Below are 26,519 nucleotides of genomic sequence, written 5' to 3' on the forward strand. Positions count from 1 at the left end.
GTGTTCGCGTCAGTATTCGCATCCGTGTTGGCATCGGTGTTCGCATCAGCGTTATCCGCAGTGTTCACATCGGTGTTCGCATCGGTGTTCGCGTCCGTGTTATCTGCAGTATTCTCATCACTGTTCTCAACTACCACGAAGCTCACGGAATCGGTTGATTCGTTCTCGTCCGTTGCAGTAGCTGTGTGGTCACCGGCTGGCACGTTAGGGAACGTGACAGACCAGTTTCCGTCTCCGTCAACAGTGGTCACCTGATCATCTTGGCCCGGAATCGAGACAGTTACCTCGGTGCCAGCCTCACCGGTACCCGTTACCTCAACGGGGCCAACAGGAAGTTCATCGCCGTCAGCAGGAGTCAGGATATCGACATCGGCTACTGCCGGCGCTTCAGCTGCTGCACGAACTGCTGAGGTGCCTAGGTCAACGCCAACAGCTGCTGTACCAAGGACCGGCAGAACATCGATTGCGAGAGCGGTTACGTAGTTCAGTTCACCGTCTACAGCTGGATCTACAACCTGCGCAGCAGCCGGAGCAGCAACGTTGGCAGTCGTAGCAGGAACAGTCACTTCAGTCGAAGCTACGGTGCCCTGTTCGTTGATGGTGATTTCCAGAACCTCTTCAAGAAGCGGCTCGACTGCACCATTGACTACTGGCGCGACAACTTCAGTGACAAGTGCTTGGATGCCTTCTGGGTAGCCATCAAGCAGTGCGTTTACTCCCTGGAAAGCTGGGCCGGTCACGCCAAGAACCAGTTCAAGAACGCTGTCGAGCAGCGATCCAAGGTTGATGCCACCGAGACCTGGCAGGAGGGTCAGGTCATTTGCAAGAGTGAAGGCATCAGTGTTGCCGTTGAGCAGGTCGCTCAACGAACCACCGATATCAACGCCACCTGTAACGAGATCAGCACCGAGCACCACAGCATTGACATCTGCGGTCAGGGTGAAGCTTGCTTCAGCAAGGATTTCGTTAACGGCATCAGTGAGGTTGGTGGTGACTTCGTTCAGCAATCCGGTCAGTTCAGCGGTAATGAGCGCTGCGGTTGCGTCGTCCAGCAGCGGCGTGTTTGCAGGCTGGTCGTTCAGGCCACCGGTAATGATCTTGGACAGATCAATGTTTACGGTACCTTCGCCCAAGTTCAGCGAAACCGCGCCGGTGTCAGAAACCAGCTCCTGAGCAAGTACGGTGCTAAGGGTGCCGGTTACGTCATCCAAGCCATTGACAACCAGGTTGGAGTTCGACAGGCCAATCTGTGCAAGGAGGAGATTTATATTGACAGCGTTCAGCGAGCTGCTGATCGTATCGGTCAAGCCGCCGTCTCCAACAACCCCATCCAGCGCAGTGCCGAGAGCGGTGGTAGTGGTGGTCAAGTCTGAACTCAGCTGGGAAATCAGCGGGCTACGCAGGTCTACAGTCGCGGAAGCGACCTTGTATTCGTGAGTAGGGTCAGCGCCGTCGGTGCGCTCGGTGGTGGAGCCAAGTGCGCCCAACTGGAGCTCAGCAACATCGAGGACTTCATTAGTCAAGCCGGCTACACCAACCTGGTTGAACAGCTTAGTCAGGTCGATCGAAGCTAGTTCTGCGGTATTGCCGTCAACCGCCAAGGCACCGTCGCCACCCAAGACGCCTGCAGAAGCCTTGGCGTGGGTAGCGGTGTCCGCGATTGCGTACGAGGACAACAGGCCAGCCTGTCCCAGCTGAATGAGGCCAGTTCCATCATCGCCGATGACCGGCAGGCTAAGGGAACCCAGGTCGATGCCTAGTGATTCGTTAAGCAATGCAAGGTTCAGCGGGTTCTCCTGAGCATCAGGCGAACTTGGGTTTGCCGAGTAGGAGTAACCAGCATCGGCCACGTCTAGGGTCAAGCCGTCGACGTTAATGACCTTGCCGAATGCTTCCGACAGATCGTCAGGAGCCGCAAAAGCGGCAGTTACCGTAGGAGCCACGAAAAGACTGGCAACGACTGCACCGGCAAGAACTCGGCGTGCGGCACGCGGTTTCTTGCCATTCTTAGGTGACAAATTATTTGCTTGCACCACTATCCTCCAAAAGATGGTTGTGATCAGGAAACTCGTAAAAGCCCACGTTTGACTCTACGGTTGATGAACCCTGACTCACAGGTTTCTTTCAGCCATTTCTTTGCATACTCAGGTCAAATTTCTTAGCCACGCGGTCAGAATCGATGGCCAGCAGGTAATACTGAGCGGTAATTTAACTTCTTACCATTAGAGAAAATAATGCACTTACAACAGTTGACCTGAAAATTTACCCAAACAGTGATGTAACAATATGACAACAACCTCGCAATGCTATCTGTCAAGCCAAGGGATTTGACTAGTTGGCCATAGACTGTGAATCACCTGCTAGCTTTCCCCACCGCAGAACGGGTTAGGAAGGATTGGCCAGGACAACACCAGTTCGTAGTGATGGAGGATTCTTGTATGTCGCACATCCGCATTCATCTGGCTGATAGTGACCATTTCTCACGGGCCGGGATTGCTGGAGTCTTAGCCGAGGCCAGCGACATGGTGATCGAGCATGTTTCGGATTGCATGTCCGAGGCCGTTCAAGCTGCAACCGAGTTGGAGCCGGACCTCGTCATCCTGGAATCGTCGCTGAATGGGACGGATCTGTATTGCTCGATTCGGGAAATCTCCGAGAGTGCACCGAATACCAAGATCGTGGTGTTGGCTGCCCGATACCAGCGGGACGATATCTCCAAGGCCTACGATGCTGGCAGCTCGGGACTGATCTCGAAAAGCTCCATCAGCTCGGAACTGCCCAGCGCATTGCGCATGCTCGCTGCAGGCTACCAACTTTTTGCCCAGCCGTCGGACGGCTGGGAATCGACCGCGAAAATCGTGCGCCGCTCAGGCCAGCAATCCGTCGTGCGCAAGCTCAGCGAACGCGATCGCAGTCTGGTGCGACTCGTCGCGGCCGGGCTCACCAATTCCCAGATCGCCCGCATCGCGCACATCTCCGAGGGCTCGGTGAAGCTCCACTTGGCGCGCATCATGGAGGAACTGAGCGTCACCAATCGTGTGCAGCTGGCAGTAGTGGCGACAGAATCCGGATTGGTTTCGTCTGCGGATCTGCAGATCGCCTGAAACAGAATCGAATCTGGTCAGTACACCGTACGAAGCTGGCTGGCAGGGATCCACATTTCTTCGCCGTCACGGTCAATCTGCCGCCACGCGCCCTGGCGCGCGACGATGACCACGGCCGTGTCGGCCGGAAGAATCCGCACTAGCGAGTAATGGTCGCCAGGACCGCGTCTCGCGTTCAATCCGATGGTGGTCAGTGCCCGCTGGTTGGGGACGGCGATCAGCCCGCCCTTGGCTGGACGGGAGGGAATCTCCTGCAGGTACATGCTGGGAACCCAGCCCAGCAATTTGCCGCACTGCACCTGGGACCACAATCCCTGCTGGAGCATCGAGCGGACCTTGGACCCCTGGTCAATGACCTTGAGCACCGGATACCCAGTGCCGCTTCCCTTGCGCAGATTCAACGTTGCCGTCGTAGCATGGGTGGCTTCGATCAATGAATAGCGTGAAAGAACTGGCTCGGCCAGCTCGTCATCGTCTTCGGCGACTACCGGCTCGTCAAAGACCGCCGGGATCGCTTCAAGATAGATATTCGGCAGCCAACCGTAGATCTGGTGCACGAGAACATGCGCCCACGAGCCGTTGACCTCAATCAGGACCAGCTCTGTGCCTTGCTCCAAATGGCTCTGCACTACGTAGTGGCGGCCGGCGCCCTTGCGCAGCTTGAGCGAGGCAGTCGTCCGGTGGGTATTGGCAATGGACGACGTCCGAGCCGACTGATGTGGATAGCCCACCTGGTTCACAACCACCTCAAATGAAAAAACTTAGGGAAGCAACCACCGGTTGCTTCCCTAAGTTTATTCCATTTTTAGAAGATGCGTGCTTCGCCGCCTCTTAGGATGAGGAAGAACGCGAGCCGAGCTCTGCATCCAGTCGCAGCAGACCGCTTCCATCGTTGCCGATCATCCTGACTCGATCCAGGATTTCACCAACGGTGGCTTCCTCTTCAACCTGCTCATCGATGAACCAGTGCAGCAGCGGCAGGGAGTCGATGTCGCCCTCGGTCTGCGCCAAACGGTACAGCTCGCGAATCGCTCCGGAGACCTTCTGCTCGTGGGCCAAGGAAGCCGCGAAGGCATCTGCAACGCTGTTCACGTTCACAGTCGGGGCAGGCTGCTCGCCAATCTTCGGGTGGGCCGAGCGGTCGGTCATGTGGGTCATGAACTTTTCCGCGTGCACGATTTCCTCGCCGGCCTGGGCGCGGAACCAGCCAGCAATGCCGGGAAGGCTCAATACGTCCATTTCAACTGCCAGCTGACGGTAAACCGTTGCTGCGGTTAGTTCGAGAGTTACCTGGGTGCTGAAGGCTTCTGCCAGTTTTCCTGTAAGTTCCATGTCATCAGACTAAACCTGTTTTGCCACCTTGTCACCGAAGTTCGGACTCACTTAGTCAAACCTGAATTAGGGAATCATCCCAAGTTGGGATCGAGTTAATGTAGCCGATACTAACCTAACTTAGGCATGCCGATACGATGCTAACCTACTTGCCCAGTCCTGCTCTGCGCAGCGCCTCGGCCATCGCGGTGTTGCCCGGTGCAGCCGGTTTGCCCTGCGCGGGCTGGGCCTTGCGGTTCTGCCCAGTGCGGTTCTGGCCCGAGCGCGCCAAACGGCCAGCTCCCGGTCCCTTGCGTTCGCCTGGTCCGGAGTTCCTGGCCTCCGCGCCAGCAGCAGGCAGTTCGTCATCCAGTCGCAGAGTCAGCGAAATGCGCTTGCGCACGGTATCCACTTCCAGCACCTTGACCTTGACAATCTGGCCGGAACTGACCACTTCGCGAGGGTCCGAAATGAACTTGCTGCTCATGGCCGAGACGTGGATCAGGCCGTCCTGGTGGACGCCCAGGTCCACGAACGCACCGAAGGCGGCAACGTTGGAGACGGTGCCTTCCATGATCATCCCCGGCTTGACGTCCTTGATGGTCTCAACGCCTTCCTTGAGCGTGGCCGTCACGAATTCGCCACGGGGGTCGCGGGCAGGACGGCGCAACTCGGCAATCACGTCACGAATGGTTGGCTCGCCAAACTGGTCCGTGGCGAAGTCCTGCGGGTTCAGCTCTTCAAGCCGGCGGCCCTGCGCCTCCGCGCTGCTCTGCAGGGTCTTGGCCAGAACATAAGCTTCGGGGTGCACCGAGGAAGCATCGAGTTTCTCCTTGCCGCCGGTAATGCGCAAGAAGCCCGCGCACTGTTCAAAGGCCTTGGCTCCCAGACGCGGTACCTTCAGCAGATCCTTGCGGGTGGCGAAAGGGCCGTTGGCGTTACGGTGATCCACGATGTTGCGGCTCAACAGCGGTCCCACGCCGGCTACCCGGGCCAGCAAGGCAGGGGATGCGGTATTCACGTCGACGCCTACGGCATTCACGCAGTCCTCGACCACCGCATCCAGCGCGCGGTCCAGCTTCGAGGCAGTGACATCATGCTGGTATTGGCCCACGCCGATGGACTTCGGATCGATCTTCACCAGCTCGGCCAGCGGGTCCTGCAAGCGGCGGGCGATCGATACCGCGCCGCGCAGCGACACATCCATATCCGGCAGTTCCTGGCTGGCCAGTTCGGAGGCCGAGTAGACCGAAGCGCCGGCTTCCGAGACGATGACCTTGCTGACGCCCGCGCCGCCAAGCACCTTGATGACCTCGGCAGCCAGACGGTCTGTTTCGCGCCCCGCTGTGCCGTTGCCTACCGCAATCAGCGGGGTGCCGTGCTTCTGGGCTAGCTTGGCCAGTACCGCGATGGATTCATTCCATTTATTGGCTGGCGCATGGGGATAGATCGTTGCCGTTTCCACCGATTGGCCGGTCAGGTCCACCACTGCAACCTTCACACCGGTGCGCAGGCCCGGGTCCAAGCCCAGCACGGCCTTGTTGCCGGCCGGCGCCGCCAGCAGCACATCGCGCAAGTTCGCCGCGAAAATCTTCACCGATTCATCTTCAGCGGCTTCGAACAGGCGTGAGCGCAGGTCGGATTCAAAGCGGGTCAGCAGGCGGGCTTTCCACGCCAAACGCACGGTCTGCGCAATCCATTTGGCAGCAGGCGCACCGGTGGGAACGTTCAGCCCCAGGGAGGAGGCGATAGCGTTCTCGTAGGCACTGCGCGCTTCGTCTAAGGCCTGTTCGTCGCGTGGATCAGCTTCAGCGAGCTGCAGATTCAGCACGCCTTCGCGTTCACCGCGCAACAGTGCCAGGACCCGGTGCGATGGCAAGCGATCAAGTGGTGCCACATAGTCCAGATAATCGGAGTACTTTCCCTGGCCCTCTGCGGTGGCGCCCGAGGCGACGCTGGCACCGATCTTGCCGGTGTTCCACAGGCGTTCGCGCAGTTCACCGGCGAGAACGACATCCTGGGATACGCGCTCGGTCAGGATGGAACGCGCGCCGGAAAGCGCATCTGCGTCGGTGGCAAATCCTGCATCCGGGTTCAGGTAGTCGGCAGCCGCCTGCACCGGATCCGTCATTGGGTCCGCGAGCAGCAGATCGGCCAAGGCTTCCAGGCCAGCCTCGCGGGCAATCTGGGCCTTGGTGCGGCGCTTGGATTTGAATGGCAGGTACAGGTCTTCGAGTTCCGCCTTGGTGCTGGCGGCGCGAATCGCCTCGGCAAGCTGGTCGGTCAGCTTGCCGGCTTCGGCGATGGCTTCCAGTACAGCTGCGCGGCGGTCTTCCAATTCACGCAGGTAGCGCAACCGTTCTTCGAGCAGGCGCAGCTGGCTGTCGCTGAGCATGCCGGTAACCTCTTTGCGGTAACGGGCAATAAAGGGAACGGTGGATCCGGAGTCCAGGAGCTCGATCGCTGCCTTGACCTGCCAGGGGGCTACCGCGGACTCCTCGGAGAGTTCCCGGGCCAGTTGGGCAATGATTTGCTGCCCCGTTGCGCTGTCATTTGCGGTGTTCTTCTGCTCGCTAGTCACCGATCCATTGTGCATCATGCCATCCGATCTTCAGATGATCAACTCGGTTGGCATTCAGCAGAAACTCAATCTCCATGGCTATGATTTATTGTTATGGGGATTGAGAAAGTTCGAAAGGCAACAGCGCTCGTTGCGATTTCGTGTATGGCTCTATTGAGCTCCGGATGCGCATTTGTTGAAGACACCGCGGCCGACGCGGCTAACCAGCTGACCGATGCAGCGTCCAAGGAAATCGTGCGCCAGGCCTGCGCACCGGTACAGGACGGCACCATTGACGCTAGCGAACTTCGTGTCCTCTCGTCCATTGTGAAGTCGGTCCAGGGCGGTGGCCTGCCGCAAGACTTGGTCGATGTGCTCCAGGAGCTCGCCAATTCAGGAGACCAAGCACCCGAAGCGCTGCAGCAGCGCCTGATCGGGATTTGCGACGAGGCTACGGTTTAGCAGCTTCAGCGGCACTAGCCATCTGCTGATCTAGAATTTTCCCATGGTCGAAATTCCAAGAAGCGGCAAAGTACGTCTCGATGCGTGGCTGTGGTCAGTGCGCATCTACAAGACCCGTTCGTCCGCGACCACTGCCTGCCGTGCCGGACATGTTCGCTTGAACGGCGATCCGGTGAAGGCGTCGCAAACCGTTGTCTCCGGTGATCGCATCCGTGTGCGCAAAGACGGTTTCGACCGCGAGCTGGAAGTCAGCGGGCTGATTTCCAAGCGCGTCGGCGCGCCAGTTGCCGCAAAATGCTACATCGACCACACCCCGCCGCGCGAACGCTTGGTCATTCCCCAGGTGCCGATCCGCGAACGCGGCGCCGGCCGGCCCACCAAGAAGGACCGCCGCGAAATGGATCGCTTGCGGGATTCCTGGCAGCCCCCGGATCCAGGTCCTGATCTGTCCTAGGACAGCACGATCGCCGGAACGTCCGACTGGAATTCGAAGATCTGCGCGTAGAAGGCCAATGAGCTTTCCAACGCCTTGATGATGTTCTCCGACTTCCTGAACCCGTGCTGTTCTCCTTCGAAGAGAATGTAGGCATGGGCAATGCCGCGTTCGGCCAGCGCGTCCGCCACGATCTGGGACTGCGCCGGCGGCACCACCTTGTCTTCATCCCCCTGCAACAGCAATACGGGGCAGGAAATCTTCGCCACGTGATTGATTGGCGCGCGCTTCTCGTACAGATCGGCAGCTTCCGGGTACGGTCCGACCAACGTGAACATGTACTGCGATTCGAAGTCGTGGGTGTCCTGCACCAGGCCCACCAGATCCGAAACACCGTAGCGGCTGATGCCCGCGGTGAAGGCATTGGAGAAGGTCAGCGCGCACAGCACGGTCCACCCGCCGGCGCTGCCGCCTTCGATGCCGATGCGTGCGGGGTCGGCAATGCCCTGCGCTACCAGCGCGTTGACCACCGCGACGGTATCGGCAACATCGACTACGCCCCAGGAGCCGCGCAGGCGGTTGCGGTATTCGCGGCCATAGCCGGTGGAGCCGCCGTAGTTCACGTCGACTACCCCGATCCCGCGCGAGGTGTAATAGGCAACCGTGGCACTGAGCGTCGGGGAAGCCTGGCTGGTCGGGCCTCCGTGCACGAAGGTGACGAAGGGCGGCAGTTCGCCCTCCATCCCTGCGTAGCCTTCCTGGGAAGGCCGGTAGAGCAACGCGTGGACGGACTGGCCGGCGAGGTTCTTGCACTCGAACTCTTCAACCTCCGGAAGCACCGCTGGATCCGGCAACTGCGCAATCGCACGGGTCACCGGGTGGTGTTCCAAGGTCTCGAGGTTGATCAAGGTAATTTCTTCGCCCTGGGTCATCGAGGACGTGCCGGCGAGCAGCCACCCGTCACGCAGCGCGAACGGGCGGATGCCGGTGAATGGCAGCGCGAGGTCTTCCAATCCCCCGGTGTCCGCGTGCAAGCGTGCCAGCTTGGTGGTGCCGGTGCCGTAGGAGCACAGCAGGGTGCGGGCGCTTTCTGCCAGGTACCATCGAGTGCCCACCTGCCAGAGCGGGCCGGCGAATTCTGCGGCACGGTCAACCAGCCGGGTGGTGCGTGCCGAGCTGTCCTGGTAGAGGTAGGGGTTCCACCAGCCACTGGCATCGGAGATGAAAGCCAACTGGTCATCATCGAGCCATTCCGGCTGCATGACCGAGACTTCTGCTCCACCGGCAATGACGGTGTCCTCCAGTACGCCTTCTTCGGTGAAGTCAGCCAGGTGCAGCTCGGTGGAGTCCCACGGCATATTCGGATGTTCCCAGCTGATCCAGGACAGCCGGGTTCCCGCGGGGTTCAGCCGTGGCGCTGCAACGAATCTCGCCGGGGCGCTGAGGATGCGGATCTTGCCCGGGTCCTCGGCTGCGCTGCCGTCCAGGGGAATTTGCACGATGTGGCGTACCGGTTCTGCCCGCAGGTCTTCCATGATGGCCAGGATGCTGCCTTCTGGACCAGGGGTGAATTCGGCGAAGCGCAGCTGCGGGTCTGCGTCGACTCCGCTGGCGGGGGTCAGGGCCGCGGCATCGTGCTCCCCTACGGTTTGCCGGTAAACCCGCTGGTCAGCGAAGTCCGCAAAAACAATTGCCGAGGTGCCGCCCTCGATGAGCATCCAGCTGGAGCCACCGTATTCGTGGACCCGGGAGCGCACGTTGAATGGTGCCTGGATGAGCTCTGCACCGGCAGTGCCGTCGGTGCCGTACTCCATCAGCGTGATGCGCCCGCCTTCGGCAGGACGGCCTTCCTGGACAATGAGCTTGTCCGAGAAGAAGCAGGCTCCGCCCAGCGGCTTGGTTCCGGCAGCGACGTCATGCGCGGAAATCGATGATGGCCATGATCCAAAGGGTAAGTGCGTAGGCATATTCTTGATCCTAGCGATCTTTATGACTCATAACGACCCTCGACAAGCATCAATCCGATGCGCTTGGATTGATCCATGACTAGATACGCCGTATTCCTGCGCGGGGTGAATGTCGGTGGGGTCAAGGTCCTGATGAAGGACCTGGCCCAGCTGCTTCTCGCTGCTGGTTTCACCGACGTGAAAACCCTTTTGGCCAGCGGCAATGCGGTGCTCAGCGCATCCAGTTCTGATCCGTTGGAAGTCCAGGAGCACTGCAATGCGGTTCTGGCCGGGCACTACCAGCGGCCGATTCCCACGCTTGTCTGCACCGTCGCGGAAATCCAGCAGCTGTCCCAGCCCTTCCCGCTGCCCTTGCCTGATCCGGCCAGCGAACACCATGGCTACTTCACGCTCTGCGAATCGGCTGCGGATGCCCGAGCGGTGGGCGCCGCTATCCAGGGACTCGCTGAGCCAGGAGCCTACCTGGTCCAGGGCCGTGCCGTAGCGTGGATTGTCCGCAAGGGCGAAAGCACCGCGAATCCCATCGGGAAGCTCATGGCCGCACAGGCAAAGCAACGCATTGTGACGACCCGTAACCACAACACCCTGGTCAAGCTCGCCAAGATTCTTGGCTGAGATCGCCGGTGAGCAATAATTGAGCCTTGACCCACTGATTGACCTGCAAAAGGCCCGGAATGTACATCCTGATCGAGCTCATTGGCATTTTCTTCTTCGCCGTCGCGGGTTCATTGATGGCCGCGCGCCGTGGCTTCGATCTGCTCGGTTCGGCCTTCCTCGGCGGGGTCTGCGGTCTGGGCGGCGGAGTGGTGCGGGATTTGATTCTCAATCAGTCCCCGGCGACTTTCGCGCATCCGGTCTACTTTGTGCCTCCGGTGCTCGCGGCGCTGTGCGTCTACGCGTTTACCCCCGCGGTGCAGAAGCTGCACCGCCTGGTCCAGCTATTCGACGCGGCAGGCCTGGGCCTGTTCTGCGTCACCGGTACGCTCAAGGCCCTGGAACACGACTTCAATCCGGTCACCGCGGTCCTGCTTGGTGTCATCACCAGCGTGGGCGGCGGCTTGATGCGCGATGTCATTTCCAACGTCACCCCTGATTTGTTCAACCCGCGCGATATCTACGCGTTGGCCGCCATGGTGGGTGCCGCGCTCACCGCCGTGGCCTGGCATCTGGGGCTGATGAACGTTCCGGTGGGCGCCGGCATTGCCGCCTTGGCTTTTGCCATCCGCGTGGCTTCCATCCGCTTCGGCTGGTCGGTCCCGTTGGCCGCGGGCCATTGGCATCGCTCCCGCCCCACGCCACCGTCCAGCGAAGGTCCGCAGCGCCACTTCTAGTCGATGCGCTCGAGCTTGCCCAGGTCCTCGGTGCCTGGCGAATCATCTTCGATGGTGCGCGGCGGGTTGATGATGATCGCGCCGACCAGCATCACGATGACGCAGCCGCCGAGCATCGAGAAGGCCGCGCCCCATGAATCGGTGGCTTTCTGCACCACGCCGAAGAGCATGGGAACCACCGCGGCACCGGCATAGCCAAGGCCCTGGGCGAAGCCCGAAAGCACGCCTGAACCGTAGGTTGTGCGCGAGCGCAGGTTCATCATCAGCAGTGCAATGGCGAAGGTGCCCTGCCCGAGGCCGGCCAGGCAGATCCACAACGCAGTGTTCTGCGTTGGCGACAGGTAGATGCCAAGGTGCCCGGCAATCCAGCACGAGGTGAAGACCAGGACTGCAATGATCGGGTGCTTCAGCCGAGGCACCCAGAGCGGAACCAGCAGGCTGACCGGCAGGCCGAGGATCGCGAAGAGCGCCAGCATGTTGCCAGCTGCCATTTCGTCGAGGCCGCGGTTCTGCAGGTAGGGCGGAAGCCAGGTGAAGTAGACGTAGGTCTGCGCCGAGTTGCCGGCCAGGAAGATTGCCAGGCCCCAAGCCACTTTGGACTTCCAGGGGTTGATCTTAGCGATAGGTTGCGGATGCCCGCTGGCGTGGACGGGATTATCCGGGCGCTGTGTCCCGCGGTCGGCAAGCAGCTGCACCAGCCATGGCACCAGCACGATGCCCGACAGGGCGGCCCAGGAACCAATGGAGATCTTCCAGTCGCTGAGATTGGCCAGTGGAACAGAGAACTGAGGGGCCATCCAGGTGCCGATGGCCAGCATCGTGACATATCCGCTGGTGACCATGCCGATACGGTCAGGGAAGTACTTCTTGACCAACGGCGGCAGCACCACATTGCCCATGCCGTAGCCAGCCAAGGTGATGATGGACAGGGCGAGGAAGGAATAGACCTCGGGCATGAAGATCCGCGCTACCTGGCCGATGACAGCTAGGCCCAGCGAGATCATCAGGGTTTTTTCCAGGCCGAAAGCCTTGATCAGCCGCGGAGTGAGCAGTCCGAAGACTGCGAAAGCAATGGGCGCGAGCATTGCCAGCAGGCCGGTGGTGAACTCGGTGAACGCGATATCCGCTTCAATGCGGGAGAGCAATGGGGATACTGACACCACTGCGGCGCGCAGGGACAGTGCCAGCAGCAGGATGCCAAGCAGCGCTCCAACTCGTCCTCTGATTGGAGAAGCAACGCTCTTGTTCTTCATTGATTTCTACCTGCTCGCTATTCGTTGAGGTTTCCCAACTTTTTTATTCTCGAGACCAACTCTAGTAAGCGATTGAGCTCGCCATCAAAATTGCGCTCGTACCATGTCCCAGGCAGGGCCAGATTCGCGTAGAGCCCCTCGCCGGCGAGCATCACCAGATGCGCGATGTCCTTGCTGCCGACTTCATCCAGAATGCACCGGTACCAGCGCTCATTGGTGCTCTCGATTTTTTCCGTCGCGGCTTTGACCCCGGCCTGGGCCAGGCGTTGCAGGGCCACCAAGTGCCGATCCAATTCGGTATCGACTTCCGCGCTGGTGCGCACGTAATAAACGGACGCCCCTTCCGCTGAGGTGCGCATCCCCTCGACATCACGGGCAACATGTTCCTCCGCGGCCTCGATGACCGCGTCCGCCAGCGCATCCTTGGAGGCGAAGTGGTAGAGCAGCCCGCCCTTGGAGACCCCGGCGCGTGCGGCCGTGGCATCCAGCGTGGCTGCCCGCTCCCCCTCTTCGCACAAGAGCGCGATATAGGCGTCAAGCACTTTGCCGCGGGCAGCAGGTGGGCGAGCCATAGTTCTCCGTTCCAAGGTGTAGTTCGTGATCGATCTGACTTTACCAACAATTGTAACTATACCGTCTAGACGGTACAGTTAACAATTGCGGGCAAATCTCCGCGCATTCCACTACCTATCCAAGGGCGAACGTCATGACCTCGAATATCTCCGAACGCGTTACAGTGCTCAGCAAGCCGCGCCGTTGGGCGGCACTGGTGGTCCTGCTGTTCCCTGTCCTGCTCATTTCCGTCGACAACACCGTGCTCTCCTTCGCGGTCCCGGCAATCACCGGAGCCCTGTCTCCCTCGGGGAACCAGCTGCTGTGGATTATCGATATCTACCCGCTGATCCTGGCCGGGCTGCTGGTCCCCATGGGATCACTGGGCGACCGCGTCGGCCGGCGCAAGCTGCTGCTGATCGGCGCGACCGGCTTCGCACTGGTTTCCGCCCTCGCCGCCTTCGCCACGGATGCCACCCAGCTGGTGGCAGCCCGTGCCCTGCTTGGCGTCTTCGGCGCAATGCTCATGCCGGCCACGTTGTCCTTGATCCGCAACATCTTCCCGGATGATACCGAACGCCGAACCGCCATTGCGGTGTGGGCGGCGGCCTTCTCCGGCGGTGCTGTGCTTGGCCCCATTGTCGGCGGCGTGCTGCTCGAGCACTTCTGGTGGGGTTCGGTCTTCCTGATGGCCGTGCCAATGCTCCTGCCCCTGCTGATCGGCGGCATGATCCTTGTCCCCGAATCCAAGGACCCGAACCCGGGCCGCGTGGATCCGTTCTCGATCCTGCTGGTGGTCTTCACCCTCCTGCCTTTTGTCTACGCCATCAAGACTGCGGTAACTGCCCCGTGGTACTTCTCGGCCGCGGCCATCGTCCTGGCCATTGTCTGCGGTGCAGCTTTCGTACGCCGGCAGCTCAAGGCCGAACAGCCGATGCTCGATGTCCGCTTGTTCAGCAACGCACTGTTCTCTGGCGCGTTGATGGTCAACCTGATTGGCATCTTCTCGCTGGTGGGCTTCATCTACTTCGTCTCCCAGCATCTGCAGCTCATTGCAGGATTCTCCCCGCTGGTGGCGGGACTGTGGATGACCCCGGGCCTGGTGCTGACCATGGGCTTCGGATTGCTCTCGGTGGCGCTCTCGCGCCGTTTCGGCACGCCGAACATCATGGCCATCGGCCTGATCCTCTCCGCGGTCGCCTACCTGCTGGTGATCTTGGCCGGGGAGGGATCCAATTCCTTCCTGCTCATGACCGCGTTTGCTGTCTTGGGTACGGGAATCGGCATGACCGAGACCTTGTCCAATGACATGGTGCTCTCCGCAGTACCCGCTTCCAAGGCCGGCGCGGCATCGGCGATCTCGGAAACCGCCTACGAAGTGGGCTCGGTACTGGGCATTGCAGTGCTGGGTACCATCCTGAATACGGTCTACACCTCGCGGTTGCTCGCGCCCGGCTCGCTGACCGATGCCCAGCTGCAAACTGCCGGCGAGACTTTGGGCGGAGCGCACCAGGTCGCCGCCGATTTGAGCGCCGCCGATGCGCAAGCTCTGCTGGGCTCCGCAGCCATGGCCTTCGACCACGGAGTCCTGCTGACATCCGGCATCGCCGCGGCGTTGTCCCTGATCGCTGCCGTGGTCGTATTCCGCGTCATCAAACCGGCATTTCGGTGAACTCGGCTCACCGCTTAACCAAATTTCTGATTAATTGGTTCAAAGTTATTCATTTGTCGTCACCAAACACGTAGGCTAGGCAATGTAGTTCCAAAGTAATTCGCGAAGTACCCGTTAGAAGTTTGTGAATGTCGTACCACCTCGGTTGACGCGAGCCCCCTTCTAGACGTGAAGTGAATGACTTGGCTGCTTCGCATTATCCGTTCTCCATCCTGGAATTCGGAGGATGCGCAGATTACAACCAAGCTCGCCAACTAAACCGGCGAGAAACGTCTGAAAGGACCAAATAAGAAAATGGCAACCGGAATCGTCAAGTGGTTCAACGCTGAAAAGGGCTTCGGCTTCATCGCTCCAGACAGCGGCGATCCAGACGTCTTTGCACACTTCTCTGCAATCCAGACCCAGGGTTTCCGCACCCTGGACGAGGGCCAGAAGGTGGAGTTCGAAGTTGTTGAGGGTCCAAAGGGTCTGCAGGCTGCAGACATTCGCGCTCTCTAAAGAAGGTCTTTGGCGCTAACGCCAGACTTAGCCAAGGAACGGCTATCCGCACTGCGGATAGCCGTTCCTTGCGTTTGAGGCCGAAATTACTGGAATACTTCCCGTACGCCACCGGTTGTACCCAGTGTGAAGCTATCTATTCTGGATCTTGCTCCGGTTGAACCCGGAACAACTATTTCCGACTCTTTCAAGTCCTCCGTCCGCTTGGCGCAAACTGCAGAACGCCATGGGTATGAACGCGTCTGGTACGCGGAACACCACAATATGCCCACCATTGCTTCCAGCGCGACCTCGTTGCTGATCAGCCACATAGCCCACCACACCGAGAAGATTCGCCTCGGCTCGGGCGGCATCATGCTTCCGAACCACTCCCCTCTGGTGATCGCCGAGCAGTTCGGCACGTTGGCCGAAATCTACGGCGACCGCATCGATTTGGGCTTGGGCCGTGCACCGGGTACCGACATGACCACCCTGCGTGCCTTGCGCCGCGACCCGTCGGCCGCCGATTCCTTCCCGCACGATGTGCTGGAGCTGCAGGCCTATCTCGCCGGCGAATCCAGGGTTCCTACCGTTCAGGCGACCCCGGGAGCAGGAACCAACGTTCCGCTGTACATCCTGGGCTCATCGCTCTTCGGTGCCAAGCTCGCCGCCCAGCTGGGACTGCCGTATTCCTTCGCCTCGCATTTCGCACCGGCTGCGCTGCATGAAGCGATCCGCATCTACCGCGAGGAGTTCACCCCCTCAGAGCAACTGGCTGAGCCGTATGTCATTGCCGGCGTAGGCGTGCTGGCTGCGGAAACGGCTGAACGAGCGCATGAACTGCTGGACGTTGCCAAGCGCCATCGCGTGGCAAGCTTCATCGGCCGTTCCGCGAAGAAGGAATTCACCGAAGCTGAGATCGATATGCTCATGGATACTCCGCAGGCGCAGCAGATTCTGGACATGATGCGCTACACCGCGGTGGGCACCGGAGAACAGGTTGCCGAATACCTGCGCCACTTCGCTTCGGCAGCGCAGGCAGATGAACTGATCACCATCCATTACCCCACCGAGGAGCACGCTCGACTCGAATCGGTGATGATTACCGCCGAGGCCTGCCAGCTGGCTAGCGCCCGGTAATTCTGATCCAGCGCTTGGCTGCCATCAGCAGCAGCGCAACCAGAGCGAGGGTCAAGCAGAATTCCACGCCAATATAGGCGTAATGCCATAGCGATCCGCCATCGGAGACTCCTGCAAGCACCGCATCGGTACGCGCAGAGAGGCCCGGGCGGATCGCTGCGGTTTTAATCAGCAGCAATAGGCCGACCAGCCCTACGCCCCAGCCCCAGGCCTTGCCGGCAGCGCGCTTGGCCGACCCGGCCACCAGGGCAATGAAGAAGATGATCTCGACCATGTTCATTGCGAAGAAGACGCGGCGTCCAATGCCCAGACCCAAGGGAATGGTGATTCCGGGTGCGGTGAATTTCAGTGGTGCCTCGATGAATGAAATGCCGATGATCAGGCCGAGCCACAGTGCAGGAATGTAGATGCGTGCAGCCACGGCCCACTGAGCGCCGCGGCTAGCAGGCGCTGGAAGGGGACTAGTCATGCCTCCACAGTTCGCCCGGTTCTAGCGTGCTTTGCGCAGTCCTGCCAGTGCCCAGACGGCTAGCACTGCCGCCACCACGGCGCAGCCGATGGAGAAGACCAGGATGCTCTGCTGCTGCCCGAAGACCCCGACGGCCCAGCCCAGCGCGATGACTGGAACAGCACTGCCCAGGTAGGTCACCAGGTATATGGTGGACACGGTTTGGGCGTGCTGCTTGTCGTTGACCGCGTCCACCGCTTGAGCGAAGGCAGTGCGGAAGGCCATGCCCTGGCCCAGCCCCACGAATACCAATGCCGCGATGGCCCATGGCAGCTGGCGATGCTCGGCAGCTACGGCCAGCACTACGGTGGAGGCCGCCATCAATCCCAGACCGATAGGCAGCAAGGCCTTGCCGCCGCGCACGACCAGCTGCGACAGGGCGGATATGCCCAATGGCAGGCCGGCAATCAGGCCAATGACCAGCACCGAATCCAGGCCAAAGGCTTGGGCGAAGTACCCAGGTGCCAAGGACAGCACGAAGCCGAAGATGGCGAAGCTCAAGAAGCCGACGAGGGCAGCGAGCCAGAACGGTGCCCGGGCCGAGCTGGGGACGCCCAAGCGGCGTGGGGCCAGTGCCTTGCTTCGCTGGCCGCGCTCAGCCAGCGCAATGGCCGGACGGGCCTGCAGTGTGCTCAACGGGACCAGGACCAGCAGCAGCAAGAACGCCTGCACCATGAACACGGTAGTGCGCCCGCCAGGCAGATGAGCCAGCAGCCCGCCCAAGACCGGTCCGAAGGCGACACCGCCCGATGAGGCCAAGAGGGTGAAGCGCGAAGCCCACTCAGGCCGCGCAGGAAGAAGTTCACGCAGGGCCGCGGCGCTAGCACCGGTAGCCAGCGCGACACCGGCGCCCTGCAAACCACGGCCAAGGCACAGTTCCAGAAGGTTGCCGGCCGATCCGAAGACCAGGGTTCCAGCGAAGGAAACAACGACCGCGATCACCAGCGCCGCACGGCGTCCGATATGATCCGACCAATGCCCCACGGTGGAAAGGAAGAGCATCAGCGAACAGACGTAGCTGGCAAAGGCCACGGTGGTTCCCATGGCGCCAAGGTGCAATTCGGATTGGAGTGCCGGATACAGCGGGGTGGCCAGGTTGGCTCCGACCAGCAGCAGGAAGCTGACGGACACGGTGATCACCAGTCGAGCGGTCAGCCCGGGGTTCCAGGAGAGTACGCGATGGTTCATTGGCTGCATGCGCAGCTCGCTGATAACCGACAAATTCACTCCCGGGATCAAAGTAGTCCAGACCAGCTGGGCACGAAGAATGCCCAGAAAGAGTTTTTACCGGTGGGGCCACTCGCTGCCCCACCGGTTAGTTGAGCGTTCTGCTTGCGTTTGTCTACTACAACAGAGCGTTCACTCACTAATATCCGCCTGCTGAAAGCAACGAGAGAGATTTCTTGCTAGCATTTGAGCAGATTGTTCAAAATTTTGTCCCCGCAGATAACCCGGAGTGAGCATTTAGTGCGATTAGACGATGTAGACCTGAAAGTGCTGCTCGCACTGATCAAGGATCCCCGCATCCAAATCTCTGAACTCGCAGATGAGGTCGGTGTTGCGCGCAACACAGCGCAGTCGCGATTGCGCCGTTTGCAGCGCGCCGAAATCCTCCGCGACGGCGGCCGCGACATCGATCTGAGCAAGCTCGGCTACGACGTCCTGGCCTTCGTGACGTTGGAAGTGAACCACCGCGATCTGGATACCGTGGTCACCGCGCTGCGCCAGATCCCCAGCGTGCTGGAAATCCACGAGACCTCCGGACGTGGAGATCTCTGGGTGCGGCTCATCGCCACCGACACCCACCAGCTGCAATCAGCACTGCGCCAGATCCTGCGCGTCAAGGGCGTCACCCGTTCGGAAACAACCTTCGCGCTCCATACGCACCTGGCCTACCGTGCCGCTCCCCTGCTGGAGCACTATGTCGAACATGACCACTGAGAAGTCATTCACTGTCAGCTGCAGAAAACAAGTCTTTCGTTTCCCGAAGCAGCGTCCTACTCTGGTGATACGAGAAGTCACGAGGTAAATCCCCGGCTTCCGGCGGATCCCTCGTATTCGACGAAGGAGTACGCAATGACGAAGGATTTCGACACCACAGAATTTGCGCCGGAGTTCGGCAACGACATCTACGAACCGGATGACGGACGCGATTCCCAGGCTTATGAGGGCTCAAGCGACATGCCGGAAACCATGCGCAACCTCGACCCGCTGGCACAGCGCAATTACCTCTACGACGATGACCTGGAAACCGAAGACCAGCTCGACAACGAATTCGCCGCAGACGATGACGACGACGAGGAAAGCACAGAGCTTGTTGACCTTGAGGACGAACTCTAGGCCGTGGGCTAAGCAAATCTTTGGCTAAAGGCCATAGACTTTAGAAGTGATTAATCCAGTTCATCTGCGCACATTGCTCGAAGTGGTGGCGCATCGTTCCTTTGCCACGGCCGCAACCCGCTTGGGCTACACGGCCAGCGCTGTCTCCCAGCAGATGACAGCGTTGGAGCGAAGCACCGGTACCACGCTGTTCCTGCGCGGCGCACGCTCCATCACCCCGACGCCAGGCGCCCTGCGCATGGTGCGCCATGCCAAACGGGTGCTCACCGACCTCGACGCCCTCATGGCAGACGTCGCCACCATCTCCACCGAAGCTACCGACCTTGAGGAAATCAAGCTTGGCATCTTCCCCTCGCTGGCGACCTACGCGCTGCCGCAAATCCTCAAGGCACCGGATTGGTCCTCCTTGGGCATCAACCTGCGCCTGTGGATCGGCGAACCCCAGCAAACTGTCGCAGGCCTTGGCACCGGCGGCGACCTCGACCTCGCACTGATCTTCCAGGTGGGACCCGGCGGACTGTCGTGGCCAGCGTCCCTGGAGCGCACCTGGTTGGGCGATGACCAGTTCCGGGTAGTGATCCCGGCGTCCTGGCCCATCGCTGAAGACGCCCAGCTGACCGTGGACCAGTTGGCCGAATGGCCATGGATCTTCCACCACCCGGGCACCTCGGATGCCACCTTGATTTCGCGCTTGTTCTCTTCCTACAACATCCACCCGCAGGTGGCTGCCTACTGCGACGACTTCAATGCGTCGCTGAGCCTGGTTTCCTCGGGACTGGGCGCCGCCCTGGTTCCCGATCTGGCCATGGCCAACGCTCCGGAAGGCATCCGCATAGTTGATGCCCCCGAGATTCGCCTGGCCCGCTCCATCTTCGCGTTGAAACCGGAGAATTCCAAGAAGCCGAAGGCCGCGCTGGTATTGGACCGGCTCGCCCAGGTGCTCTCCCGCTGATTCGTTGCGCCGCGGCGCCACTGGTGCCTGCATCCGTCCCAAGAAAGAGGAATGTCCCGGTGGAGAACCAGACCCCTGCATCTTCCAGCGATGGCGTAGTCATCTCGGCCGTGCATGGACCAATCGGCCACATCGAGCTGAACCGTGCCAGCAAGCTCAATGCGTTGACCCTGGAAATGCTCATTGAGCTGGGCCGGGTGCTGCGTGCGTGGGCCGTGGACCCGTCGATTTCGCTGGTGCTGCTCACCGGCCGCGGCGAACGCGCCTTCTGTGCCGGAGGAGATATCGCCGATTTCCACGCAGCAGTCACCACCGGACGCCATCAGGACTTCGTCGATCTGCTCGCGAGAGAATTCGAACTGGATTACCTGATCTCCACCTATCCCAAGCCCCTGATCAGCTTGGCCCATGGCATCACCATGGGTGGGGGCATCGGCCTGGCCTCGCACGCACCGGTGCGCCTGGTGACCGCGAACGCCACCATGGGAATGCCCGAAGCGAAGATCGGCTACACCCCGGATGTGGGAGGCAGCCACCTGCTGGCCAGCGCGCCGGGCCACTTCGGCGAGTTCTTTGCAATGAGTGCGCAGTCCTTCACCGGTGCCGATGCCGTACTTCTCGGTTTTGCCGATGCCGTTGTCACCGAGGACTTCGCCCAGAACATCCTCGATGAGCTCGATGAGTTCGCGGGGCTGAATGCCGGAGAGATCGCGGCTGCTATCGAGGTCATGCACGGTGCGCCCGAGTCCTTCGCCTTGGAACTGGACCGCGGCTGGATCGATCATGCTTTCAGTGCCGCCACCCCGCAGGAAGTCTTGGCACGCTTGGAGCAGATGGTCCATCCTTCGGCGCAGCGTGCCGCGCAGATGCTGGCAGCGAATTCCCCGACCAGCGTGGCCAGCGCGTTCTACAACGTGCGGGCTGCACGTGAGGAGGAGGACCTGCGTTCGGCCTTGGACCGCGAACTGCGCCTGGCTCGCTACCTGATGCACCGTGCCGATCTTGCCGAGGGCATCCGTGCCCAGGTCATCGACAAAGACCGCAACCCCACGTGGATTCCGGCTTCGCTGGAGGAAGTGGACCACGAGGCGTTGCGGTCTCTGGCTGCTGATTCGGAAGGCTAGCTGTCAGCTCCCGGCTTGCCTTCTGGCCGGGTGACATCTGCATGCACCGGGCGCACCTTGGCTGAATCCCTGGGCTCGATGCGCGGTGCGTTCACTGCATCGGCTGGTTCGCGAACCACCGATGGGGTGATATCCACGCTCTTGGGCGCGGTGTAGGCCAGCGGTGCATGCTCGCCGAAGTGGTCCGCGTCTGCTTCATCCCAGTCTTCCATCCAGGAACCTGGAATATCCTCGAGCAGTTCGCCGGGACGCAACCACTGGAACAGCGAAGCGTAGGAGCGAGTGGACTGCAGGTTCACCCGGCGGCGCAGCATCCGGGTGTTCAGCTGCTCCGGGCTGGTCAGTCCCATCGATGCCATGATCTGCGCGCATTCGGTGACGGTCAAGCGATGGTAGTTGTAGACGCGGTGGCCCTTGTCCTCCACATCCAGGGCACGCATCAGGCGCTTGTTCTGCGTGGCTACGCCTACGGGGCAGTGGTTGGTGTGGCACTGCTGGGCCTGGATGCAGCCGGTGGCCATCATCATGGAACGCGCCGAGAAGGTGAAATCCGCTCCCTGGATCAGCCGCTTGATGATGTCGGAGCCGTTGGCGACCTTGCCTGCCGCGGCGAGGCGGATTTCGTCGCGCAGTCCGGCACCCACCAAGGTGTTGTGCACCAGCATCAAGCCTTCGGTCAGCGGGGCGCCAACATGGTCCTCGTATTCCAGCGGCGCAGCTCCGGTGCCGCCTTCAGCGCCATCAATGGTGATGAAGTCCACCAGGATGCCGGTTTCCAGCATGCCCTTGCACAGGGCCATGACGTCGGTGCGGGAACCAACGCAGAACTTGATGCCCACTGGCTTGCCACCGGAGAGGTCGCGAAGCTTCGCTACGAAGTGCATCAATTCGCGCGGGGTGGAGAATTCTGCGTGGCTGGCCGGTGAAATGCAGTCCACGCCCATCGGGACATCGCGGGCCTCGGAGATTTCCGCGGTGACCTTGGCAGCCGGCAGCACGCCGCCGAGCCCGGGCTTGGCGCCCTGGGAGAGCTTGATGGTGATGCCCTTGACTCTTTCATGGTTCGCCTTGGCAGCGAAGGTTTCGGGGTTGAAGCGGCCCTGCTCGGTACGGCAGCCGAAGTAGCCTGAACCGATTTCCCAGAACAAGTCGGCCCCGTATTCCAGGTGGTACTTGGTCAGCCCGCCCTCACCGGTTTCATGGACGAATTCTCCCATCGCGGCGCCCTTGTTCATCGCCAGCACCGCGTTGGCAGAAAGCGAGCCGAAGCTCATCGAGGAGATATTCATCAGCGAAATCTCATAGGGCTGCGAGCACTGGCTGGACCCCACCCGTACGCGGTGCTGCGATGCCACCGGGGCTACCGGAGCTGCCGAATGCAGCAGGTATTCGTGGCCGACTTCATTGACATTCAGCTCCGTGCCGAAAGCCTTATGGCTATCGGCGCCCTTGGCCCGCGCGTAGATCAGCGAGCGGGTGTCGCGGTTGAAAGGACGGCCATCGGTATTGCGCTCAATGAAATACTGCTGGATCTCGGGGCGGATGAATTCGAAGAGGTAGCGGGCGTGCCCGACAATCGGGAAATTGCGCAGGATCGCATGCTTCTTTTGCAGCAGGTCCCTGATGCCCAGAAGCACCAGCAAACCGGTGAGCACGACGAGGATCCACCACACCCATTCCCCGGAGGTGCCGGCAAGGATTGCGGTCACCACGAAGCCAGTGAATAGGACAGCCAGGAACAGGAGAACCACTATTCGCATCATGATGCGAGCCTAGTACCTCCCCGCTGACTTGTCAGTTCCATCCATTGGGCGGGGCGTGGATCAGCTTGGCAAAATCCGGTCCGCTTCGCGCACGGCCATGCGGGAGAACAAGGATTGCCCATCGGCCAATAGCGCTGGCGCCGCACCGCGTTCCAGCACCACTCCTTCATGGAGCACCAGCACGTTCTGCGCCCGGGCCAGGATCGATAGCCGGTGGCTGATCATCAGCACCGCCATCCCTTCACCGCGGCGGCGTTCCACTGCTTCCAGGACCAGCTGTTCGCTGCGTGCATCCAGGGCGCTAGTGGATTCATCGAGGATCAATACCGCGGGGTTGCGCAGCAGCGTCCGGGCCAGGGCCACGCGTTGGCGCTGGCCACCGGAAAGCCGGGCAAAGCGATCCCCCAACCGGGTCTGCAATCCGGCCTTCTGCTGGCGCAGCCAGGGGCCCATGCCCAGCTCGTCGAGGACCTGCTCCATCTCGGCGTCGCTGATCCCTTCCGCACCCAGCAAGAGGTTCTCGCGCAGCGTTCCACGGATCATCACCGCCTCTTGTGAGACCAGGATGATCCGGGTGCGCAGCTGCGCCAAGCTGGCGGCCTCCAGCGGCACATCGCCGAAGCTGGCGGTGCCGGCAGCTTCCACCGAGCGCACCAGGGCTGCCGCGACCGACGATTTGCCGGAGCCGCTTTCGCCCACCAATGCGAGCAGGGAGCCTGGTTCCAGCTCGAAATCCACGCCGCGAACTACCCGATGGCGCTCGAAGGCAACCGACAGATCCGCCACGCGCAAGGTGCCGGAAGCAGGAAGGGGAACCGGGTTGGCGGGTTCGGAAACCGGATGGCTGGTTATCGCGGTGGCGTACAGCCGGCGAGCGCTGGCCAGCGAATCCTGCAGGCCCAGGATGAACCCGTCTACCGCGCGCACCGCTTCATAGGAAGGGACCAGGGCACAGCACAGCACGATCAGCGTGCCGAACTGCCCGGCGGTTCCCAGCAGGACAAAGAGCGCGAGCAGGCTGCCCCAGACCACCAGCTGGGTCAGCGTGGCCCGTACCGCGCCCAGGGTTCCGGCCGATCGCGCCGCTTGCCGGCTTTCGTGCAGGCTTTCGCGCATCCGCGCCATGACGGGTTTGCCGGCATTGAATCCGTGAATCACGTCGATGCCGGCAAGCGTGTCGGCCAGCAACTGGTTCTGGGTGCCGCGAGCACTGGCGGTGGCCCGCGCGCTACGGCGCAGGGCGCCGACGCCAATGGCCGGGATGGCCAGCCCGATCAGCACATAGCCGGCGAGCAGCACGAGGGCCGGTTGCATGCCGAATACCGCCCAGGCTCCCCAGGTTGCCAGGCCGCTGACTGCCACTGCCGCCACGGCCGGGGGCAGGGTGTGGGCGAAGAACACTTCGACCTTGTCGATGTCGCTGGTGGCCTTGGCGAGCATGCCGCCGGAATTCTTGCTGTCCGCGGCGAAGGGCGCTTGGCGTTCAAATGCCTGGTACATGCGGTTTCGCAGCCGCGCCAGGGACAGGAAGGCCACCCGGTGCCCTACATACTGCTCCAGGTAGCGCACCGCGCCCTTGACCAGCCCCAGCAGGATGACCACAGCGATCAGCGGTCCCCAGCCAAGGTCCATAGGCAGCTGCGCACCGCCCAGGTGCAGGGCCTTGGCCAGGCCGAACCCGGCCACGGCGTAGATCCCCAGCGAAGCCAGGCGAGTGGCGCAGGCCAGCACGCAGGCCAGCAGCAGCGGCGGGAGCAGGTCCTTGGTGCTGCCAATCAGCCAGGCGACGGTTTTGATAGTGGAGATTTTCTGCGTGCGCATTAGTTCCCCTCCCCCAGCTGGCTCCGGCCACTGGCATGCAGCGCATCAGCGCGTTGGCGGAAACCGTCCATGGCTTCCTTGAGATAGCCGTCGGCGGCCAGCAGCTCGTCACGGCGTCCGGCCTGGATGAGCTGTCCGTGGTCCATGACCAGAACATAGTCGTAGTCGGCCAGCAACCCCAGCCGGTGGGTGACGGTGATGACCGTGGTGCTGCGGTCCAAGGAGCGCAGGGTCCCCAGCACGTCCGCTTCGGTCTGGACGTCCAAGGCGCTGGTGGGCTCATCGAGCAGCAGCACGGGACGCTGTGCCAGCAGGGCGCGGGCCAGCGACAGGCGCTGGGCCTGGCCGCCAGAAAGCCGTGCCCCTGACTCGCCCAGGCGTTGCGCCAATCCCCCGGGTTGCGCCTCGAACCACGCTCCCATGCCGACCTGGCGCAGCGCCAGGAGCAGTTCGCCGTCGGCAGCCCGGGGCGCACCGAGCAGGAGGTTTTCGCGCAGGCTCATGCCGAAGAGCGTGGCGTGCTGTTCCACTACGGCGGTATTGGCCTTCAAGGTTGCCGGGCCCATGGCTTGCCGGGCATCGCGGATGGTGCCGGAGGAAGCTTCGAGCTGGCCCTGGAGCACGCGCAGCAGCGTCGTCTTGCCGCTGCCCGAGGGGCCGATGATGGCAGTACGCGAACCGGCCGGGAAATGCCAGGAAATTTTGTCCAGCGCGTGGTGCCCACTATCGTAGCTGGCGCTGACTTCTTCCAGGATCAGATCGCGGTGGCGCAGGTCCACGTGCAGCGGATTGGCCATGGAACGGTGCATGGGGATGTCGGCGACTTCGGCCAGTTTCTTCTCGGCGGCCTTGCCGGTCATCCCGATGTAGAAGAAGCTGCCGACGTAGTTGACCGGGGCGAGCATCAGGAAGCTCAGGATCACCAGTGACAGGGCAGAACCCGGGGTGATGGCCCCGGAACTGGCGCGCCACCAGGCCAGCAGGGCGGCACTGGCGAGCAGCAGCACGGCGAAGCTGGAATCGATGACCAGCAGGATCAGCTGGTTGCGGGCCAGCAGCTTCATCACTTGCTGGCGTACGCGTTCGGTGGCCTGCTCGATGCGCGATCCCATCCACCGGCTGGCGCCGTTGAGCTTGAGCATGCCCAGCGAGCGCAGTGCGTCCAGGAAGGTCGCCGAGAGGATGCCCTGGGCTCGGCGGTACTCGCCGTTCGAGGAGCCGAAGCGTCGCTGGAAGCCCAGGACGATGACCGGGACCAGCGCGGTGGGAACCAGCAGTACCAGTGCGCTGAGCGGGTCGATGGCAAAGGCGATGAAGCACAGGATCAATACCGGGGTGGCTACCGCGGAGATTGCCGGGCCGATGAAGCTGGAACGGTATTTCACGGACCGCTCCACCGAGTCCATCGCCGCATGCAGCAGCTCCCCATCGCCAGAGGCGCGCACCGCCAGCGGGCCGATGGACAGATAGTGCTTGAGCAGCTTCATGCGGTGGTACTCGGTCAGGTCGAGGCTGTTGCGCGAGATCACGACCGGGATCAAGAAGGTGGCAACCGCCATGATCAGCAGTTCGCCGAAGGCGCTGGCATACCATTGGGTGCCCAGCGGGCGATGGGCCATGAGTTCATCCAGGCCTTGGCCCACGACGATCACCAAGCCGGCGGTTCCGGCCGCGGCACTGAGGCTCAGTGCCACCACGATGGCTGTTGCAGCCGAAAATATTCCAAAGACCCTACGCACCCTCCTATCC

General features: G+C 61.5%; 24 protein-coding genes. 12 read left to right on the forward strand and 12 right to left on the reverse strand.

The window, feature by feature from the left end:
- Positions 1-1,943 (reverse strand): choice-of-anchor G family protein (locus tag CQ012_RS16465; RefSeq protein ID WP_146112986.1); only part of this gene is annotated, 1,943 nt, incomplete at its 3' end.
- 480 nt (positions 1,944-2,423) lie between these two features.
- On the opposite strand from CQ012_RS16465, the gene CQ012_RS16470 reads away from it, so the two are divergent.
- Positions 2,424-3,104, forward strand: coding sequence for a response regulator transcription factor (locus CQ012_RS16470; protein ID WP_105658847.1), 681 nt, complete (start codon positions 2,424-2,426; stop codon positions 3,102-3,104).
- A 17-nt stretch (positions 3,105-3,121) separates the two neighbouring features.
- On the opposite strand, the gene CQ012_RS16475 is transcribed toward CQ012_RS16470, so the two are convergent.
- From CQ012_RS16475 to CQ012_RS16485, 3 genes are all read right to left on the reverse strand, one after another.
- Positions 3,122-3,835, reverse strand: coding sequence for an SH3 domain-containing protein (locus CQ012_RS16475; RefSeq protein ID WP_146112337.1), 714 nt, complete (start codon positions 3,833-3,835; stop codon positions 3,122-3,124).
- 100 nt (positions 3,836-3,935) lie between these two features.
- The gene (locus tag CQ012_RS16480) at positions 3,936-4,436 is read right to left on the reverse strand and encodes a ferritin (RefSeq protein ID WP_105658849.1); all 501 of its coding nucleotides are present in this window, start codon (positions 4,434-4,436) and stop codon (positions 3,936-3,938) included.
- A gap of 145 nt (positions 4,437-4,581) precedes the next feature.
- Positions 4,582-7,011 carry a Tex family protein gene (locus tag CQ012_RS16485; RefSeq protein ID WP_402741973.1) on the reverse strand — a complete coding sequence of 810 codons (2,430 nt, stop codon included), beginning with the start codon at positions 7,009-7,011 and terminating at the stop codon, positions 4,582-4,584.
- Between the two features lie 129 nt (positions 7,012-7,140).
- Between CQ012_RS16485 and CQ012_RS16490 the strand changes: the two genes are divergently transcribed.
- Positions 7,141-7,437 carry a hypothetical protein gene (locus CQ012_RS16490; protein WP_286134381.1) on the forward strand — a complete coding sequence of 99 codons (297 nt, stop codon included), beginning with the start codon at positions 7,141-7,143 and terminating at the stop codon, positions 7,435-7,437.
- Between the two features lie 43 nt (positions 7,438-7,480).
- The gene (locus CQ012_RS16495; RefSeq protein ID WP_105658852.1) at positions 7,481-7,891 is read left to right on the forward strand and encodes an RNA-binding S4 domain-containing protein; all 411 of its coding nucleotides are present in this window, start codon (positions 7,481-7,483) and stop codon (positions 7,889-7,891) included.
- Here CQ012_RS16495 and CQ012_RS16500 read toward each other — a convergent pair.
- On the reverse strand, positions 7,888-9,837 hold the full coding sequence (locus CQ012_RS16500; protein ID WP_105658853.1) for a S9 family peptidase: 1,950 nt from the start codon (positions 9,835-9,837) through the stop codon (positions 7,888-7,890). The genes CQ012_RS16495 and CQ012_RS16500 overlap by 4 nt on opposite strands.
- Before the next feature lie 75 nt (positions 9,838-9,912).
- Between CQ012_RS16500 and CQ012_RS16505 the strand changes: the two genes are divergently transcribed.
- A complete protein-coding gene (locus CQ012_RS16505) occupies positions 9,913-10,452 on the forward strand; it encodes a DUF1697 domain-containing protein (protein WP_105658854.1) in 540 nt (179 codons plus the stop codon).
- Positions 10,453-10,511: 59 nt separating this feature from the next.
- Positions 10,512-11,168 (forward strand): trimeric intracellular cation channel family protein, encoded by a 657-nt coding sequence (locus tag CQ012_RS16510; protein ID WP_105658855.1) that lies wholly within the window; start codon positions 10,512-10,514, stop codon positions 11,166-11,168.
- On the opposite strand, the gene CQ012_RS16515 is transcribed toward CQ012_RS16510, so the two are convergent.
- Both CQ012_RS16515 and CQ012_RS16520 read right to left on the reverse strand, forming a co-directional pair.
- Complete coding sequence (locus tag CQ012_RS16515; protein ID WP_105658856.1) at positions 11,165-12,421, reverse strand: MFS transporter; 1,257 nt, start codon at positions 12,419-12,421, stop codon at positions 11,165-11,167. The genes CQ012_RS16510 and CQ012_RS16515 overlap by 4 nt on opposite strands.
- 17 nt (positions 12,422-12,438) lie before the next feature.
- Positions 12,439-12,993 (reverse strand): TetR/AcrR family transcriptional regulator, encoded by a 555-nt coding sequence (locus tag CQ012_RS16520; RefSeq protein WP_105658857.1) that lies wholly within the window; start codon positions 12,991-12,993, stop codon positions 12,439-12,441.
- A 134-nt stretch (positions 12,994-13,127) separates the two neighbouring features.
- Here CQ012_RS16520 and CQ012_RS16525 point away from each other — a divergent pair, with 134 nt between their 5' ends.
- The 3 genes from CQ012_RS16525 (at position 13,128) to CQ012_RS16535 (ending at position 16,262) form a co-directional block, all read left to right on the forward strand.
- Positions 13,128-14,645 (forward strand): MFS transporter, encoded by a 1,518-nt coding sequence (locus CQ012_RS16525; RefSeq protein WP_105658858.1) that lies wholly within the window; start codon positions 13,128-13,130, stop codon positions 14,643-14,645.
- 294 nt (positions 14,646-14,939) lie between these two features.
- Complete coding sequence (locus CQ012_RS16530) at positions 14,940-15,143, forward strand: cold-shock protein (protein ID WP_013349999.1); 204 nt, start codon at positions 14,940-14,942, stop codon at positions 15,141-15,143.
- 126 nt (positions 15,144-15,269) lie between these two features.
- Positions 15,270-16,262, forward strand: a complete 993-nt coding sequence (locus CQ012_RS16535) for an LLM class flavin-dependent oxidoreductase (RefSeq protein ID WP_105658859.1) — start codon at positions 15,270-15,272, stop codon at positions 16,260-16,262.
- On the opposite strand, the gene CQ012_RS16540 is transcribed toward CQ012_RS16535, so the two are convergent.
- Together CQ012_RS16540 and CQ012_RS16545 are read right to left on the reverse strand one after the other, a co-directional pair.
- Complete coding sequence (locus CQ012_RS16540) at positions 16,249-16,731, reverse strand: hypothetical protein (RefSeq protein ID WP_105658860.1); 483 nt, start codon at positions 16,729-16,731, stop codon at positions 16,249-16,251. The two genes, CQ012_RS16535 and CQ012_RS16540, sit on opposite strands and share 14 nt — an antisense overlap.
- Positions 16,732-16,752: 21 nt before the next feature.
- Positions 16,753-17,991, reverse strand: a complete 1,239-nt coding sequence (locus CQ012_RS16545) for an MFS transporter (protein WP_105658902.1) — start codon at positions 17,989-17,991, stop codon at positions 16,753-16,755.
- A gap of 246 nt (positions 17,992-18,237) precedes the next feature.
- Here CQ012_RS16545 and CQ012_RS16550 point away from each other — a divergent pair, with 246 nt between their 5' ends.
- From CQ012_RS16550 to CQ012_RS16565, 4 genes are all read left to right on the forward strand, one after another.
- Positions 18,238-18,711, forward strand: a complete 474-nt coding sequence (locus tag CQ012_RS16550) for an Lrp/AsnC family transcriptional regulator (RefSeq protein ID WP_181148946.1) — start codon at positions 18,238-18,240, stop codon at positions 18,709-18,711.
- A gap of 135 nt (positions 18,712-18,846) precedes the next feature.
- Positions 18,847-19,110: a hypothetical protein gene (locus CQ012_RS16555; protein WP_105658861.1), complete on the forward strand. Its 264-nt coding sequence runs from the start codon at positions 18,847-18,849 to the stop codon at positions 19,108-19,110.
- A gap of 46 nt (positions 19,111-19,156) precedes the next feature.
- Positions 19,157-20,062: a LysR family transcriptional regulator gene (locus tag CQ012_RS16560; RefSeq protein ID WP_105658862.1), complete on the forward strand. Its 906-nt coding sequence runs from the start codon at positions 19,157-19,159 to the stop codon at positions 20,060-20,062.
- Between the two features lie 59 nt (positions 20,063-20,121).
- The gene (locus CQ012_RS16565; RefSeq protein ID WP_105658863.1) at positions 20,122-21,186 is read left to right on the forward strand and encodes an enoyl-CoA hydratase/isomerase family protein; all 1,065 of its coding nucleotides are present in this window, start codon (positions 20,122-20,124) and stop codon (positions 21,184-21,186) included.
- Here CQ012_RS16565 and CQ012_RS16570 read toward each other — a convergent pair.
- From CQ012_RS16570 to CQ012_RS16580, 3 genes are read right to left on the reverse strand one after another with little or no spacing between them, the layout of a single operon-like run.
- Positions 21,183-22,949, reverse strand: coding sequence for an FMN-binding glutamate synthase family protein (locus tag CQ012_RS16570; RefSeq protein WP_105658864.1), 1,767 nt, complete (start codon positions 22,947-22,949; stop codon positions 21,183-21,185). The two genes, CQ012_RS16565 and CQ012_RS16570, sit on opposite strands and share 4 nt — an antisense overlap.
- Positions 22,950-23,009: 60 nt before the next feature.
- Positions 23,010-24,770: an amino acid ABC transporter ATP-binding/permease protein gene (locus tag CQ012_RS16575; protein ID WP_105658865.1), complete on the reverse strand. Its 1,761-nt coding sequence runs from the start codon at positions 24,768-24,770 to the stop codon at positions 23,010-23,012.
- A complete protein-coding gene (locus tag CQ012_RS16580; RefSeq protein ID WP_146112338.1) occupies positions 24,770-26,509 on the reverse strand; it encodes an ABC transporter ATP-binding protein/permease in 1,740 nt (579 codons plus the stop codon). Before CQ012_RS16580 ends, CQ012_RS16575 begins: the two co-directional genes overlap by 1 nt.
- Positions 26,510-26,519: the final 10 nt, after the last annotated feature.

Origin of the sequence: Arthrobacter sp. MYb214 (assembly GCF_002979865.1) — a bacterium.
Taxonomy (GTDB): Bacteria; Actinomycetota; Actinomycetes; order Actinomycetales; family Micrococcaceae; genus Glutamicibacter.